Consider the following 14,364-nt stretch of genomic DNA (forward strand, 5'->3'; position numbering starts at 1 on the left):
CTCAGTTACGGCCGAGCACGACCTCGACCACGAAGCGCGTGCCGATATAGGCGAGCAGCAGCACGAAGAAGCCGCCCAGCGTCCAGCGCAGGGCGAGCCGGCCACGCCAGCCGCGGAAGTGACGCCCGGCCAGCAGGATGCCGAACAGCACCCAGGACAGGATCGCGAAGAAGGTCTTGTGATTGAAGGTGAGCGGCTTGCCGAATACCTGTTCCGAAAACACGATGCCGCTGACCAGCGTTGCACTCAGCAGCACGAAAGCGACCGTGATGAGCCTGAACAGCAGCCCTTCCATCACCAGGAGCGGCGGCATGTTGTCGAGCAATCGGGTCAGCCGGCCCTTGTGCAGGCTGCGCTCGACGGCCGACATCAGCATCGCGTGCAGCGCGGCCAGCGTAAACAGGCTGTAGGCGGTCATCGCCATGACGAAATGGGTGCGGAACAGCAGATTGTCGGCGTTGCCGATCGCGTGACGGTCCGGCCAGATGACCGGAATCGCGGCGCACACCGCAGCGACCGGCAGCGCCAGTGTGTGCAGGCCATCCAGTCGCGATGACAGGCTTTCCACCCAGTAGAAAACCAGTGCCAGCCAGGTCATTACGGCAAGTGCGTCGGCCGCGCCGAACCGCATCTGGCCGTCCGGGAAGAGCTGGTGCGACAGCACCACGCCGTGTACCACAAGCGCGAAGGCGAGCGCCGCGGTGCGCGAGCTGCTCCCCGGCGCCGGCAGTGCCTGGGCCAGCATGGCAGGGCGGGCAAGCCAAAGCGCCAGTGCGGCGTACAGGGCGGAAGGGAGCAGTTCGATTAGAATCATTGCTCCCAGTTTAACCCAAGGCGCAGGCCGCCCCGACATGCTAGACAACCTCACCCAACGGCTTGCCAAGGTCGTCAAGACGCTGCGCGGTCAGGCTCGCCTGACCGACGAGAACATTGCAGACATGCTGCGCGAGGTGCGCATGGCCCTGCTTGAAGCCGACGTTGCGCTCCCTGTCGTGAAAGACCTCGTCGCGAAGATCCGCGAAAAGGCGGTCGGTCAGGAAGTGGTCGGATCACTCACTCCCGGCCAGGCGCTGATCGGCGTCGTCCATGACGAGCTCACCGCGCTGATGGGCGGCGCCTCGGTCGGTCTGAACTTCGCCACCCAGCCACCTGCCATCGTGTTGATGGCCGGCCTTCAGGGCGCCGGCAAGACGACGACAGTCGGCAAGCTGGCCAAGTGGCTGAAGGAGACGCAGAAGAAGAAGGTGCTGACGGTGTCGTGCGACGTCTATCGCCCGGCCGCCATCGAGCAGTTGCGCACGGTGACCGGCCAGGCCGGCGCAGAGTTCTTCCCATCGACGCCCGACCAGAAGCCGGTCGACATCGCGCGCGCGGCGGTCGAATTCGCGAAAACCCGTTACTTCGATGTGCTGCTGGTCGACACCGCTGGCCGATTGGCGGTCGACCAGCCGATGATGGATGAGATCCGCGCGCTGCACGAGGCGATCAAACCGATCGAAACGCTGTTCGTTGTCGACGCCATGTTGGGTCAGGACGCGGTCAATACCGCCAAGGCGTTCAAGGATGCGCTGCCGCTGACCGGCGTCGTGCTGACCAAGCTTGATGGCGATGCGCGCGGTGGCGCAGCGCTGTCGGTGCGCCATGTGACCGGTGCGCCGCTGAAGTTCGCCGGCGTCGGCGAAAAGCTGACCGGACTGGAGGAGTTCCATCCGCAGCGCATGGCATCCCGCATTCTCGGCATGGGTGACATCCTCGGTCTCGTCGAAGACGCGCGCCGTCAGGTCGACGAGGATCAGGCGCGCGATCTGGCGCAGAAGCTGAAAAGCGGCAAAGGCTTCGATCTCAATGACTTCAAGCAGCAGATCGCGCAGATGCGCAAGATGGGTGGCCTGTCGGCGCTGATGGACAAGCTGCCGGCGCAATTCGCAGGTGCCGCCCAGCAGATGCAGGGTGGCCAGGACGACAAGGCCATCCGGCGCATCGAAGGCATCATCAATTCCATGACGCCGTCCGAACGTACCAAGCCCGAACTGATCAAGGCAAGTCGCAAACGGCGCATCGCAGCGGGTTCCGGTACATCGGTGCAGGAGGTGAACCGGTTGCTGAACCAGTTCGAACAGACGCAGAAAATGATGAAGCAGTTCTCCAAGGGGGGCATGCAGAAAATGATGCGCAGCATGAAGGGCATGCTCCCGGGCATGCGCTGAGCGCGCGGAGCCGGTCGCCGTGGTTCGCGAGCTGGTATGTGTCGTCGATGACGACGAGCGCGCCCGCCGCGCGCTGGCGGAAGCGCTTGAAGGACCGGAGATCGATGTGCAGGTGTTTGCCGGCGCCGGTTCGCTGCTGCAGAACCGCAGTGCCATCGCACGCGCGGCTTGCCTGGTGGTCAGCGCGACCTTGCGGGACATCGCCGGCGTCGAGTTGCAGTCCAGTCTGCGCGCCATCGGCAGCCGCGCCCTGATCGTGTTCGTGTCGGGCCCCTGCGAGGTGCACCAGGCTGTTCAGGCGGTGCGCGGCGGCGCGCTGGATTTCCTGCTCAAGCCGGTCGATCCGGTGCAATTGCGCGAACGGGTGAATGAAGCGATCGGCATCCACAGTGCGCAGCGCGGCCGGCGCAGCCGCCTTAATGCGGTTGGACAACATCTGGGAACGCTGACCGCGCGCGAGCGCGAAGTGCTCGAGCGCGTCATGGATGGGCGTCAGAACGCGGAGATCGCAGTCGATCTCGGCATCAGCATGAAGACAGTGGAACAGCACCGCGCGCGCGTGATGACCAAGATGAAGGTCGATTCGCTGGCCGAACTGGTGGCTCAGGTCACCGAATGGCGATTGCTCTCGGAGCCATTGCGCTGACCGGGTTCAGGGATTGCTGGCACTCAAGCCGGGCCAGGACCAGTGACGCTCCCACGCGCCGCGTACAAGATTCGGGTATTCGGCCTTGCCCAGGCTGCCGTTGTAGCGCCCGAGCGCCCTGAACAGGTTGCCCTTCTCGATGTCGAGATAGTGGCGCAGGATCGTGCAGCCGAAGCGCAGGTTGGTGCGCAGGTGGAACAGGTTGCTTTCCTCGTTGCCGATCAGCTTCACCCAGAACGGCATGACCTGCATGTAGCCGCGCGCACCGGCGCTCGACACCGCGTACTTGCGAAAGCCGCTTTCTACCTGGATCAAGCCGAGCACAAGCTGCGGGTCGAGTCCGGCCCGCGTTGCCTCGTAATGCACCGCCTTCAGGAATTCCATGCGCCCGGCGTCGTCCGGCATGCGTTTGGTCAGCCGCTCGGACATCGTATTCAGCCAGAGCTGACGTTCGGCCGACGCGCCGCCGGCTGACTCCGGTGCCGGTCGGTCACTGATCGCCCGGTGCAGCGCCGCGCGCACGCTGTCGGCCAGCGGCTCGTACTGCTGAGACGCGGCCGCGCCGCCCGGCAGCGAAGCGAGCAGCAGGGCGAAGCAGGCGAGCCGAGCGCGTCTCATCAGTGTCCTGCAGGGGCGCCCAGAAGTCCGGCCACGGCGTCCGGCGCCACTTTGTGCACCACGCCCTCGCGCCGGTGCTGGTACTCGACCAACCCCTCTTTCAGGCCGCGCTCGCCGACCGTGATGCGGTGCGGCACGCCGATCAGCTCCCAATCGGCAAACATCACGCCCGGGCGCTCGTCGCGATCGTCGAGGATGACGTCGAAGCCCTTTTCAACCAGTTCACCGTATAGCGACTGCGCCGCGTCGCGCACGGCGTCGGACTTGCTCCAGCCGACCGGGCAGATCACGACTTCGAACGGGGCGATCGTCTGCGGCCAGATAATGCCGCGCTCGTCGTGGTTCTGTTCGATCGCTGCGCCGACCAGGCGCGTCACGCCGATGCCGTAGCAACCCATCACCATGGTGCGCGGCTTGCCGGTTTCGTCGAGATAGGTGCAGTTCATCGCTTCCGAGTACTTGGTGCCGAGGAAGAACACGTGGCCGACCTCGATGCCGCGCTGGATGGCCAGCACACCCTTGCCGTCCGGCGACGGATCGCCTTCAACCACGTTGCGCAGGTCGGCGACCGTTTCGGGTTCCGGCAGGTCTCGACCCCAGTTCACGCCGGTCAGGTGGGCGTCCGGCTGGTTGGCGCCGGTGACGAAGTCGTTCATGTTGGCGACAGTCAGGTCGGCCACGATGCGCACCGGCTTCTTCAGGCCGATCGGCCCGAGATAGCCCGGCACACAGCCGAAGTGCTCGACGATCTCCGCTTCTGACGCAAAGCGGAATCCGTCCTTGAGACCCGTCAGCTTCGACGCCTTCACTTCATTCAGTTCGTGATCCCCGCGCAACATGAGCAGCCACAGTTCGGCCCTGCCTTCCTTTTCGGCCGCAAGCACGATGGACTTGACGGTCGACGCCAGCGGGATGCCGAGCAGCGCCGAAACATCCTCGCACCGCGTCGTGCCGGGCGTCGGTGTGACAGCCATCACCTGCGTCGCTGCTCCGCGTTGCGGGATCAGCGACACAGCCTGCGCGAGTTCTATATTGGCGGCGTAGTCGGACTCGGGGCACCAGGCGATCAGGTCTTCGCCGGTGTCGGCGATCACCTGGAATTCGTGGCTGCGCGAGCCGCCGATGGCGCCTGTGTCGGCGGCAACGGCGCGAAATTGCAGGCCGAGCCGGTTGAAGATGCGCAGATAGGCGTCGAACATGATGTCGTAGCTGCGGCCGGCAGCGTCATCGTCACGATCGAACGAATAAGCATCCTTCATCGTGAATTCGCGTCCGCGCATCACGCCGAAGCGCGGCCGGCGCTCATCGCGGAATTTGGTCTGGATATGATAGAAATTCTTCGGCAGCTGACGCCAGCTGTGGATTTCGGCCCGCGCGATATCGGTGACGACCTCTTCCGACGTCGGCTGGATGATGAAGTCGCGGTCATGTCTATCCTTCACGCGCAGCATTTCTGGACCCATCTTGTCCCAGCGCCCGGTCTCCTGCCACAGCTCGGCTGGCTGAATCAGCGGCATCAGCAGCTCGATCGCGCCGGCCTTGTTCATTTCGTCGCGGATGATGCCTTCGATTTTCCGGATGACCCGCAGCCCCATCGGCATGTAGTTGTAGATGCCGCCAGCGAGCTTGCGGATCATGCCGGCGCGGGTCATCAGCTTGTGCGAAACGACCTCGGCGTCCGAGGGCGCTTCCTTGAGTGTGGAAATGAAGAATTTGCTGGCGTGCATGAAGTTCGCGAACCCGGGAATGGTTAAGTGGCCAACCTGCGATTCTAGCCGCTTGGCACCGATAGGCTGAAGCGGCGACCTTTGCTTCAATTCGGTGACGAATTGTGGAAGAATCCACAAAAATTTCATCAGGCAGGTTCAGTCATGCTCGACCGGGAAGGGTATCGCCCGAACGTCGGCATCATCCTCATCAACGGGCGCAATGAGGTCTTCTGGGGAAAGCGCATAGGCGAACACGCCTGGCAGTTTCCGCAAGGAGGCATCAATCACGGTGAATCGCCCGAGCAGGCGATGTACCGCGAGCTCTGGGAAGAGTTGGGGCTACGTCCGCAGCATGTGCGTATCGTCGGGCGCACCCGCGACTGGTTGCGCTATGACGTGCCGCGCAACTGGGTGCGGCGCGAATGGCGCAGTGCGTACCGCGGCCAGAAGCAGATCTGGTATCTGTTGCGCATGGTGGGCCGCGATTGCGACGTCTGCCTGCGCGCGACCGATCATCCCGAATTTGACGCATGGCGATGGCACGATTACTGGATTCCGCTGGATTCGGTCATCGAGTTCAAGCGGCAGGTCTATCAGCAGGCGCTGACTGAACTGGCGCGGCTGGCCTTCCGGAACGCCCGCGCGAAAGGCTGCTCGAGTCATGGCGACGACGAGGAACACAAGGCTGCGCCGCTTCCGGACGACTCACGACCGGACTCTGTTTCCCCGGCGCCTTGAGTGCGTCGAATTTCGTCCGGGCCGTGCAGGTGCTGCAGCAAGTTGCGGAACCTGCATCAACCAAGGACCCTCAACTGCTCATATGTCGATCAAACCTTCTCCAGCCGCCGGACGTCGTGCTGCGGCGTTGTTGCTGTGCTTCTGGATGACCGGCGCAGGTGCGCAGATCACCGACTGGCAGAAACCGGAGCCCTATCGCGGAGAGGAAGCCGGCGAACCGGGCGAACTGAAGGAAGACGACTTCGCATTGCCCGATGTTGCTCAGGCGACGGACTGGGTCGAATTCCATATCGGTTCCGAGACGCGAAATCGCTATTTTGTCGCACGCGCGAGTATCAGCGTGGGCAAGGACGAAGTGACGCGCTTCATTTCCCGTGTGCTGACCGCGGGTGGCGCAGAGACTGTTTCGGTCGAGGGCATTCGTTGCGCAACGGCGGAGCGCCGTCTGTACGCTTACCTCAGGACAGGAACGGGCTGGGTGACTCCGCGTGGTGTGCGCTGGTCTCCGGTCTACACCGGCAATCGCTTCAACGCCTATCACTACGCTTTGTTCGATGGTTTGGTGTGTGCGGGCGATCGCCCGCAGAAGCCATCTCAGGCGATCGAGTTGATGGCGGCCAGCTTCAAGTCGCGCGTCGGTACACCACTTACGGGCTATCGCTGAATGTTCCCGGATCGACTGATCATCGAACTTGATCGCGCGCTGCGCACTCTGGCGGCACCCGCACGAACCGCACGCCCGATTCCGGGTTCCGAACTGCCGGAGCCGGATCTCGACGACGGCCAGCGTCGTCATGTAGGCGCTCTGATGCGCATCAACCATGTGGGGGAGATCTGTGCCCAGGCGCTGTATCAGGGGCAGGCGCTGACGTGTCGCGATCCATCTGTTCGCGATGCGTTGCGTCAGGCGGCCATCGAGGAGACCGAACACCTGTGCTGGACTGCGTCACGCATCGGGGAACTCGGTGCTCGGACCAGCCTGCTGAATCCGCTCTGGTATTGCGGTGCGTTGCTGGCAGGTGTTACCGCCGGACTGGTCGGCGACAAATGGAATCTGGGTTTCCTGATGGAGACAGAAGGGCAGGTCGAGGCGCACCTGCAAGGGCATCTGGATCGACTGCCGGCCGCTGACCAGAAATCCTGGAGGCTGCTCGAACAGATGCGGCAGGACGAGCGCCAGCATGCGCGCGTAGCGGAAAGGCTGGGCGCCGCAGACTTGCCGGCACCCGTCCGGGCTGCGATGCGTGCGGCGTCGTCGGTGATGACCAGACTCGCTTACCACGTCTGACGGCACCTGCCGATCAGGCAGGTGTTTCGATGATTTCCCACGTGTGCTCGATACGCGCCGTCTGGCCGAGCATGATGGAAGCCGAACAGTACTTCTCGGCCGACAGATGGATCGCGCGCTCGATCATTTCCGGTTTCAGCTGCAGCCCGCTGATCTTGAAGTGGAACCCGATGCGGGTGAACACCTTGGGGTCTTCGAGTGCGCGGTCTGCCTTGAGCTCCACTTCACAGCCAGTGACCGCCTGACGACTTTTCTTCAGTATCAGCATGACATCGAAGGCTGTGCAGCCTCCTGTGCCGGCGAGCAGCAGTTCCATGGGTCGCGGTGCCATGTTGCGACCGCCGGCTTCCGGCGCGCCGTCCATATTCAGCATGTGGCCGGAGCCCGTCTCGGCCACGAAGCTCACGCCGTCCAGCCACTTCACGACACATTCCATTGCGCCATCTCCTGTTAGAGCGGGAGATTGTAATGCTCAGACACGATGAATCCGCGAGCGCCGGAATTGTTGCAACGCGGCACGGACTCGGTGGCAATGCGAAGTAATCCGCATTTCAGTAGTGGTGATTCATTGACTGATGAGAAATCAGTCTGCAACTCAATGAAAAATAGCGGTTTTTACGGCCTTGGGTCAGTGCTGTTTCCCATTTCGGATGTGATGCGTCACTTGTGCGATGCAAAAAATTCTTGCTTACGCCGGTCGGCTGGACAATAATCAGGTCAAGTTTTGAGGACGATCGTTCACTTCACGCCAGTCGTTGGCTCCGCGATCGTTTCTCCGCAGGTGTCTCCTCCACCCTCCTCCTTTGGTGTGGATTTAGCGCGACTCATTGAGTCGCGCTTTTTTTATTCAGGCGTCGAGCATTGACACGCCTGACTACGCGGGCTATATTCGCCGGCTTTTGGGCGATCTGGCCCGAAATCATTGGGACGTTCGAGATGAAAACCTTTTCAGCCAAGCCGCACGAAGTCGAGCGCGACTGGTATGTCGTCGATGCCTCTGACAAGGTGCTCGGGCGCCTGGCCAGCGAAATCGCACGCCGTCTGCGCGGCAAGCACAAGCCTGTATTTACTCCGCACGTCGACACGGGCGATTACATTGTTGTCGTGAACGTCGAGAAGCTGCGCGTCACCGGCAACAAGGCAGAAGACAAGAAGTACTACCGCCACTCGGGTTACCCCGGCGGTATCTACGAAACGAATTTCACGAAGCTGCAGCAGCGTTTCCCGGAGCGTGTTCTTGAGAAGGCAGTCAAGGGTATGCTTCCGAAGGGGCCGCTCGGCTACGCAATGCTTAAGAAGCTGAAGTGCTACGCGGGGACGGATCATCCGCACACCGCGCAGCAACCCAAAGCACTGAATATCTGAGGACGGTCCGGTCATGGCTTTTAACGTTGATTATTACTACGGCACGGGACGGCGCAAGACTGCGGTCGCCCGGGTGTTCCTCCGTCCGGGCAAGGGCGCTTTCGTTGTAAATGACAAGCCGGTCGACGAGTTCTTTTCGCGCGAAACCGGCCGAATGGTCGTCAGACAGCCGCTCGAGCTGACCGAACATGTGAGCACGTTTGACATCATGGTGAACGTTATCGGCGGTGGCGAATCCGGTCAGGCTGGCGCGGTCCGCCACGGCATCACCCGCGCGCTCATCGACTATGATGCGACGCTGAAGCCGGCACTCAGCAAGGCGGGGTTTGTCACGCGGGATGCACGTGAAGTGGAGCGCAAGAAGGTTGGCTTCCACAAGGCGCGTCGTCGCAAGCAATTTTCGAAGCGCTGATCCGTCAGTCGCCTCATCCGGAAAAGGCCGCCTCGACAGCGGCCTTTTTCGTTTCTGGCATCATGCGGCGTATGCGGAGCTACGAGTTCGCTCCACGCCGCATCCATTCAAAGGGGAATCGAGGTGGCTATCCGGGTTGGTATCGTCGGTGGAACGGGTTACACGGGCGTCGAATTGCTGCGCCTGCTGGCGCGACATCCAGAAGTTGAACTGAAGGCGATAACCTCTCGCGGCGATGCGGGAAAACTCGTGTCCGAGATGTTTCCAAGCCTGCGGGGGCATGTCGATCTGCGTTTTGCCGACCCAGTCGATGCGGGGCTCGAAGACTGCCACGTGGTGTTCTTCGCCACACCGAACGGCATTGCCATGCAGCAGGTGCCGGTACTGCTGGCGGCAGGGGTGAAGGTCATCGACCTCGCCGCGGACTTCCGCCTCAAGGACGAGGCCGTCTGGGAAAAATGGTACGGCATGCCGCACGCCTGCCCTGACATCCTTGCTGAAGCAGTCTATGGTCTGCCCGAGGTCAGCAGGGCGACGATACGTTCCGCACGTATCGTCGCAAATCCTGGTTGCTATCCGACAGCAGTGCAACTCGGATTCATTCCACTGATCGAAGCAGGTGTGATCGATCCCGCGGGCCTTATCGCCGACGCCAAGTCCGGTGTGTCCGGTGCTGGGCGCAAGGCGGAAGTGCACACGCTTTTCGCTGAATCATCGGACAATTTCAAGGCGTACGGGGTCCCGGGACACCGTCACCTCCCTGAAATCCGGCAGGGCCTGTCGAACGTGGCCGGCAGAGAAATCGGCCTGACCTTCGTGCCGCATCTGACGCCTCTGATTCGCGGCATTCACGCCACCCTGTATGGCCGCGTGACGAAGGACTGTGACCTGCAGGCGCTGTTTGAGGAGCGCTACGCTAACGAACGCTTCGTCGACGTCCTGCCGGCGGGCAGTCATCCAGAGACGCGTTCTGTTCGTGCGTCCAACACCTGCCGCATCGCGGTACACCGCCCGCAGGGCGGCGATACGGTTGTAGTGCTCAGCGTTATCGACAACCTGGTGAAAGGTGCTGCGGGACAGGCGGTGCAGAACATGAATCTGATGTTCGGGTTCGATGAGTCGTGTGGACTAGAGCTCGTACCGGTCTTGCCGTAAAGGCGCGTCGCTGGCGCTCGCGCCACGGCATCGCAGCCCGTCAGGTTGCGGTGCGTTCCCACGCGCCCTGGTATCTCAAGGCGCTTGCGGTCACGGGTGTAGTGGCGATTGCGCTTGTGCTGGCGCAAGTAATTTTTGACGCCGGGCGCGGCTGGGTGGGTCTGGACGTTTCGGGCATACAGTCGGAGGCGAAATCGCTCCGTGAGCGCGTGTCGGTGCTTGAAGGCGAACTGGCGGGTATTCGTCAGCAGGCCGATGCAGCGCATAGCACGTTGCAGATCGAGCGAAGCGCGCAGGAGCAGCTGACGTCCCGCATCCGCTCGCTGGAAAGCGAGAATAGCCGCCTGCGCGAAGACATGCTCGTATTCGAAAGTCTGGCCGGTTCATCCGGCGTAGAGCAGGGTTTCAAGATCAACCGACTGGTGCTCGAATCCGATGGCGAGGCGGGGCGCTATCGTTATCGCATGCTGATCATCCGCCAAGGCGGCAAGCCCGACCGGGACGCACTTGGAGCCTACGAGATCGTTGCGACAATTGACCAACAGGGGCACGATGCTAACATCACATTTCCACCCAAATCCGGCGACGCATCGCATCGCGTTGCCTTCAGGCACTTCCAGCGTGTCGATGGGGTGATTACCTTGCCTGATGGCGCGCGACTGAAATCGATTGAAGCCCGCTTTGTTCAGGACGGACAAATCAGGGCGCGTGCGACGGCGGCGGTTTGAATCTACAACCCACGGAGGACGGCATGTTCGGAAAGAAATCGAAGAAGCCCAGTAATCGCATCGACAGCCTGATCGGCGCGGGAACCAGAGTGGTTGGTGACGTACATTTCCGTGGCGGCCTGCGCATTGATGGTGAAGTGGCGGGCAATGTGCGAGCTGACGGGGATGAATCCAGCACACTGGTGCTGAGCGAGCATGCGCGGATCGAAGGTGCTGTATCCGTGACCCACGCCATGGTGAATGGTGTTGTCAACGGGCCCATCGTATCGTCCGAGTTTCTCGAGCTGCAGCCGCAGGCACGAATTTCCGGCGATGTTGTCTATAACAGGCTGGAGGTGCATCTTGGTGCTATCGTCAAGGGGCAGCTTGAACATCAGAATGCAGCGCCGCGTGCGATAGAGCTGAAATTGGCCAGTGGAAGTTGAGTTGAACGAACCTGCCTTGTAGTGCAGCAACCTTGGAGTAACGAAACATGAATGCAATGACCGAAATGCCGATGCCGCTGCTTTTTTCCGACAGCGCGGCAAACAAAGTCCAGGAGCTGATCCTTGAGGAGGGCAACCCTGACCTGAAACTGCGCGTTTTCGTGTCGGGCGGTGGGTGCTCGGGTTTCCAGTACGGCTTCACGTTCGACGAAGTCACCAACGAAGACGACACTGCACTTGAGAAGAACGGTGTGACGCTGTTGATCGATCCGATGAGCTACCAGTACCTGGTTGGCGCAGAGATTGATTACAGTGAAGGTCTCGAAGGTGCCCAGTTCGTGATCAAGAATCCGAACGCGACATCGACCTGCGGCTGCGGCTCGTCCTTCTCAGTCTGATTTTGCAAGCTGGTTTCTAGGCCGGCCACACGGCGCCCAGTATCCGGGGGCCGCGGGCACCGGTGACGTTCGGTACGTTGCCAGGCTCGCCGCGCAAGGTGCGCCGCGCAAGCCACGCGAACGCGAGCGATTCAACGCTGCCGGGCGCGACACCCCAGTGGGCGGTGCTGATGACCTGAGCTCCTGTATTGGCCTGCAGTCGGTTCACAAGATGCGTGTTCAAGGCGCCACCGCCGCACACGGCGATCTCATCGGCGCTGAAACCGGCGGACGCCAGCGCCTGGCACACCGACATTGCGGTCAATTCCGCCAGGGTGGCCTGCACGTCCTCGGCGCGCTCGCTGCCCGTCAACAGCGAATCCAGCCAATCGAGATTGAACTGTTCTCGCCCACAGCTCTTTGGTGGCTGGCGTGCGAAGAACGGATGCGACAGCAACCCATCAAGCAGCTTCCGATCCACCTTCCCGGTTGCTGCCCACGCGCCATCAGCATCGTAGGGTAGCTCCCTCGCGCGCGCGATCCAACCGTCCATCAGCACGTTGCCGGGGCCGCAATCGAATCCACGCACCGGCTCGCCCGGCGCCAGCAGTGTCACGTTCGCCATGCCGCCGATGTTCAGTACCACGCGCGACCGCGTTGCGTCGGAGAAAACATGAGCGTGGAACGCTGGCACGAGCGGTGCGCCTTGTCCGCCGGCCGCTAGATCGCGCGTGCGGAAATCGGCGACCACGGCAATCCCGGTCAGCTCGGCCAGCAGTGAAGGTGCGTTGATCTGCAATGTGTAACCGTCGTCCGGCATGTGCCGGACGGTCTGGCCGTGGCAGCCGATGGCGCTGACGTCTGCTGCAGACAGTCCGGCCGCGGTGAGCAGTCCGCAAACCAGTTCAGCGCTGAGATGGGCCAATGCAATGGCTGCGCGTTGCGATCGATGTATTTCGTCTGGCCCGCTCGCGCACAGTGCGGTCAGTTCTTCGCGCAGCGTGCTCGTGTAGGGCCGGTGTGCATGCGCGAGCTGCGCAGGCCGTTCGGCCGAAAAATCGGCCAGCACCGCATCAATTCCGTCGAGGCTGGTGCCCGACATGATTCCGACGAACAGCTCCCTCATGAGCCTTCCCGTCGGCGCGGTACCGCGCTTGCTATACCATCGCGCGATTTGCACGCCGGCCGGCCTGATCTGGGCCAGCCGGCGTTTCTGGATAGCCGGAGTACAGTCATGTCAGATGTCGAACAAGCGTTGCACTGGATAAAGCGTGGCGTGGAAGAGTTGTTGCCCGAGGCTGATCTGGTAGAGAAGTTGAGGTCCGGGCGCCCGCTGAGGGTCAAGGCCGGCTTCGATCCTACAGCACCGGACCTGCATCTTGGGCACACCGTATTGCTGAACAAGCTGAAGCATTTTCAGGACCTTGGTCACCACATCCTGTTCCTGATCGGTGACTTCACCGGCTCGATCGGTGACCCGACTGGCAAGAATGCGACCCGGCCCCCGCTCAGCCGCGAACAGGTGCTTGCCAATGCGCGCACCTATCAGGATCAGGTCGGCAAGATCCTTGACCCCGAGCGCATGGAGGTTGTGTTCAACTCGACCTGGATGAACGAACTCGGCGCCGAGGGCATGATCCGCCTCGCTTCGCGCCATACGGTGGCCAGAATGCTCGAGCGCGACGACTTTGCAAAGCGCTATGCCGGCAATCAACCGATTGCCATCCACGAATTTCTTTACCCCCTTTGCCAGGGCTATGACTCGGTCGCATTGAAGGCCGATGTGGAGCTCGGTGGGACCGATCAGAAGTTCAACCTGCTGATGGGGCGCGAGCTGCAGAAGCAGTACGGGCAGCCGCAGCAGGTTGTACTCATGATGCCGCTGCTTGAAGGGCTGGATGGCGTCAACAAGATGTCCAAGTCCCTTGGCAACTACATCGGCGTCTCCGAGCCCCCAAACGAGATCTTCGGCAAAGTGATGTCGGTATCCGATACGCTGATGTGGCGCTATTTCGAGCTGTTGTCGTTCCGCAGCAGTGCCGAGATCGAAGCGCTGCAGACAGAGACTCGGGCAGGCCGCAATCCGCGCGATGCAAAAGTGATGCTGGCACAGGAAATCGTTGCGCGCTTCCATGGCGCGCCTGCGGCTGATGCAGCGCTGCAGGACTTTGAAACGCGGTTCCGGCAAGGCGGTGTGCCGGATGATTTGCCGGAAGTGATGCTTCAGGCGCCGCCATCCGGTTTGCCGATCGCTCAGGCGCTGAAGTCTGCCGGGCTCACGGGAACGACGTCGGAGGCGCTGCGCATGATCGAGCAAGGCGGTGTTCGCCTCGACGGCGAGAAGGTATCCGATCGCGGCCTGTTGCTTGCGGCGGGGGCAAACGTGGTGGCGCAGGTCGGCAAGCGAAAATTTTGCAGGATCATCGTCGGCCAGTGATGAGCCGTTAGTCCGCTGATCAAACGGGGGATTTTTATACGTTTGTCGTGTTGCATCGGGGCGGCGTGAGTGCGATGCAAAAAATATTCAGGATTCTTTCGAAAAGGTATTGACGGCCTTTCGATTATCCGTAGAATGCGCACCTCTCGTTGCTCAGCAGCGAAGCTCTTTAAAAACACAAACAGCCGATAGGTGTGGGCACGGCATGGTTGTAACGGCGTGTGGATGTCGTTTCGGGGGAACCTGGGGTGATGGAAAT

Annotated in this window: 17 protein-coding genes; 12 read left to right on the plus strand and 5 right to left on the minus strand. The window is 61.7% G+C overall.

The features are described 5' to 3' along the window. Position 1: 1 nt before the first annotated feature. Positions 2–814 (minus strand): inner membrane protein YpjD, encoded by an 813-nt coding sequence (locus tag NMQ14_RS06340; RefSeq protein WP_257094462.1) that lies wholly within the window; start codon positions 812–814, stop codon positions 2–4. Positions 815–851: 37 nt separating this feature from the next. On the opposite strand from NMQ14_RS06340, the gene ffh reads away from it, so the two are divergent. After that, positions 852–2,207, plus strand: a complete 1,356-nt coding sequence (gene ffh / locus NMQ14_RS06345; RefSeq protein ID WP_257094464.1) for a signal recognition particle protein — start codon at positions 852–854, stop codon at positions 2,205–2,207. Positions 2,208–2,226: 19 nt separating this feature from the next. Beyond that, positions 2,227–2,853, plus strand: coding sequence for a LuxR C-terminal-related transcriptional regulator (locus NMQ14_RS06350; RefSeq protein WP_257094467.1), 627 nt, complete (start codon positions 2,227–2,229; stop codon positions 2,851–2,853). 6 nt (positions 2,854–2,859) lie between these two features. Here NMQ14_RS06350 and NMQ14_RS06355 read toward each other — a convergent pair whose 3' ends face one another. Both NMQ14_RS06355 and NMQ14_RS06360 read right to left on the minus strand, forming a co-directional pair. Continuing rightward, positions 2,860–3,471, minus strand: a complete 612-nt coding sequence (locus NMQ14_RS06355; protein WP_257094469.1) for a lytic transglycosylase domain-containing protein — start codon at positions 3,469–3,471, stop codon at positions 2,860–2,862. After that, positions 3,471–5,198, minus strand: a complete 1,728-nt coding sequence (locus NMQ14_RS06360; protein WP_257094471.1) for a proline--tRNA ligase — start codon at positions 5,196–5,198, stop codon at positions 3,471–3,473. The genes NMQ14_RS06355 and NMQ14_RS06360 overlap by 1 nt, the downstream gene beginning before the upstream one ends. 144 nt (positions 5,199–5,342) lie before the next feature. Between NMQ14_RS06360 and NMQ14_RS06365 the strand changes: the two genes are divergently transcribed. The 3 genes from NMQ14_RS06365 to coq7 are packed head-to-tail and all read left to right on the plus strand — an operon-like array spanning position 5,343 to position 7,206. After that, a complete protein-coding gene (locus tag NMQ14_RS06365) occupies positions 5,343–5,918 on the plus strand; it encodes an RNA pyrophosphohydrolase (RefSeq protein ID WP_257094530.1) in 576 nt (191 codons plus the stop codon). Continuing rightward, a complete protein-coding gene (locus tag NMQ14_RS06370; protein ID WP_257094474.1) occupies positions 5,842–6,582 on the plus strand; it encodes a CNP1-like family protein in 741 nt (246 codons plus the stop codon). Before NMQ14_RS06365 ends, NMQ14_RS06370 begins: the two co-directional genes overlap by 77 nt. Further along, positions 6,583–7,206 carry a 2-polyprenyl-3-methyl-6-methoxy-1,4-benzoquinone monooxygenase gene (gene coq7 / locus NMQ14_RS06375; RefSeq protein ID WP_257094476.1) on the plus strand — a complete coding sequence of 208 codons (624 nt, stop codon included), beginning with the start codon at positions 6,583–6,585 and terminating at the stop codon, positions 7,204–7,206. Between the two features lie 13 nt (positions 7,207–7,219). Here coq7 and NMQ14_RS06380 read toward each other — a convergent pair whose 3' ends face one another. Then, positions 7,220–7,642 carry an OsmC family protein gene (locus NMQ14_RS06380; RefSeq protein WP_257094478.1) on the minus strand — a complete coding sequence of 141 codons (423 nt, stop codon included), beginning with the start codon at positions 7,640–7,642 and terminating at the stop codon, positions 7,220–7,222. A gap of 500 nt (positions 7,643–8,142) precedes the next feature. On the opposite strand from NMQ14_RS06380, the gene rplM reads away from it, so the two are divergent. The 6 genes from rplM to erpA all read left to right on the plus strand — a co-directional run bounded on the left by rplM (position 8,143) and on the right by erpA (position 11,689). Further along, a complete protein-coding gene (gene rplM / locus NMQ14_RS06385; protein ID WP_069038506.1) occupies positions 8,143–8,571 on the plus strand; it encodes a 50S ribosomal protein L13 in 429 nt (142 codons plus the stop codon). 13 nt (positions 8,572–8,584) lie between these two features. Further along, the gene (gene rpsI / locus NMQ14_RS06390) at positions 8,585–8,983 is read left to right on the plus strand and encodes a 30S ribosomal protein S9 (RefSeq protein ID WP_069038505.1); all 399 of its coding nucleotides are present in this window, start codon (positions 8,585–8,587) and stop codon (positions 8,981–8,983) included. 123 nt (positions 8,984–9,106) lie between these two features. Continuing rightward, a complete protein-coding gene (gene argC, locus NMQ14_RS06395; protein WP_257094480.1) occupies positions 9,107–10,138 on the plus strand; it encodes an N-acetyl-gamma-glutamyl-phosphate reductase in 1,032 nt (343 codons plus the stop codon). A gap of 101 nt (positions 10,139–10,239) precedes the next feature. Continuing rightward, entirely contained in the window at positions 10,240–10,866 is a 627-nt protein-coding gene (locus NMQ14_RS06400) for a DUF6776 family protein (protein ID WP_257094482.1), read from the plus strand. A gap of 23 nt (positions 10,867–10,889) precedes the next feature. After that, a complete protein-coding gene (locus NMQ14_RS06405; RefSeq protein WP_083223953.1) occupies positions 10,890–11,291 on the plus strand; it encodes a polymer-forming cytoskeletal protein in 402 nt (133 codons plus the stop codon). Positions 11,292–11,338: 47 nt separating this feature from the next. Further along, positions 11,339–11,689 carry an iron-sulfur cluster insertion protein ErpA gene (erpA, locus tag NMQ14_RS06410; protein ID WP_257081951.1) on the plus strand — a complete coding sequence of 117 codons (351 nt, stop codon included), beginning with the start codon at positions 11,339–11,341 and terminating at the stop codon, positions 11,687–11,689. A 16-nt stretch (positions 11,690–11,705) separates the two neighbouring features. On the opposite strand, the gene NMQ14_RS06415 is transcribed toward erpA, so the two are convergent. Further along, complete coding sequence (locus tag NMQ14_RS06415; protein ID WP_257094484.1) at positions 11,706–12,794, minus strand: anhydro-N-acetylmuramic acid kinase; 1,089 nt, start codon at positions 12,792–12,794, stop codon at positions 11,706–11,708. Positions 12,795–12,902: 108 nt separating this feature from the next. Between NMQ14_RS06415 and tyrS the strand changes: the two genes are divergently transcribed. Next, positions 12,903–14,105 carry a tyrosine--tRNA ligase gene (gene tyrS, locus NMQ14_RS06420; protein ID WP_257094486.1) on the plus strand — a complete coding sequence of 401 codons (1,203 nt, stop codon included), beginning with the start codon at positions 12,903–12,905 and terminating at the stop codon, positions 14,103–14,105. The last annotated feature ends 259 nt before the right edge of the window (positions 14,106–14,364 follow it).

The organism is Methyloversatilis sp. XJ19-13 (genome assembly GCF_024580155.1).
Taxonomy (GTDB): Bacteria; Pseudomonadota; Gammaproteobacteria; order Burkholderiales; family Rhodocyclaceae; genus Methyloversatilis.

Bases quoted from the DNA above. Each gene is read 5' to 3' on its own strand.
- NMQ14_RS06380 (WP_257094478.1), bottom strand. From the start codon at position 7,642: ATGGAATGTGTCGTGAAGTGGCTGGACGGCGTGAGCTTCGTGGCCGAG.
- ffh (WP_257094464.1), top strand. From the start codon at position 852: ATGCTAGACAACCTCACCCAACGGCTTGCCAAGGTCGTCAAGACGCTG.
- NMQ14_RS06360 (WP_257094471.1), bottom strand. From the start codon at position 5,198: ATGCACGCCAGCAAATTCTTCATTTCCACACTCAAGGAAGCGCCCTCG.
- coq7 (WP_257094476.1), top strand. From the start codon at position 6,583: ATGTTCCCGGATCGACTGATCATCGAACTTGATCGCGCGCTGCGCACT.
- rplM (WP_069038506.1), top strand. From the start codon at position 8,143: ATGAAAACCTTTTCAGCCAAGCCGCACGAAGTCGAGCGCGACTGGTAT.
- rpsI (WP_069038505.1), top strand. From the start codon at position 8,585: ATGGCTTTTAACGTTGATTATTACTACGGCACGGGACGGCGCAAGACT.
- NMQ14_RS06365 (WP_257094530.1), top strand. From the start codon at position 5,343: ATGCTCGACCGGGAAGGGTATCGCCCGAACGTCGGCATCATCCTCATC.
- NMQ14_RS06415 (WP_257094484.1), bottom strand. From the start codon at position 12,794: ATGAGGGAGCTGTTCGTCGGAATCATGTCGGGCACCAGCCTCGACGGA.
- NMQ14_RS06370 (WP_257094474.1), top strand. From the start codon at position 5,842: ATGGCGACGACGAGGAACACAAGGCTGCGCCGCTTCCGGACGACTCAC.
- tyrS (WP_257094486.1), top strand. From the start codon at position 12,903: ATGTCAGATGTCGAACAAGCGTTGCACTGGATAAAGCGTGGCGTGGAA.
- NMQ14_RS06405 (WP_083223953.1), top strand. From the start codon at position 10,890: ATGTTCGGAAAGAAATCGAAGAAGCCCAGTAATCGCATCGACAGCCTG.
- NMQ14_RS06355 (WP_257094469.1), bottom strand. From the start codon at position 3,471: ATGAGACGCGCTCGGCTCGCCTGCTTCGCCCTGCTGCTCGCTTCGCTG.
- erpA (WP_257081951.1), top strand. From the start codon at position 11,339: ATGAATGCAATGACCGAAATGCCGATGCCGCTGCTTTTTTCCGACAGC.
- NMQ14_RS06340 (WP_257094462.1), bottom strand. From the start codon at position 814: ATGATTCTAATCGAACTGCTCCCTTCCGCCCTGTACGCCGCACTGGCG.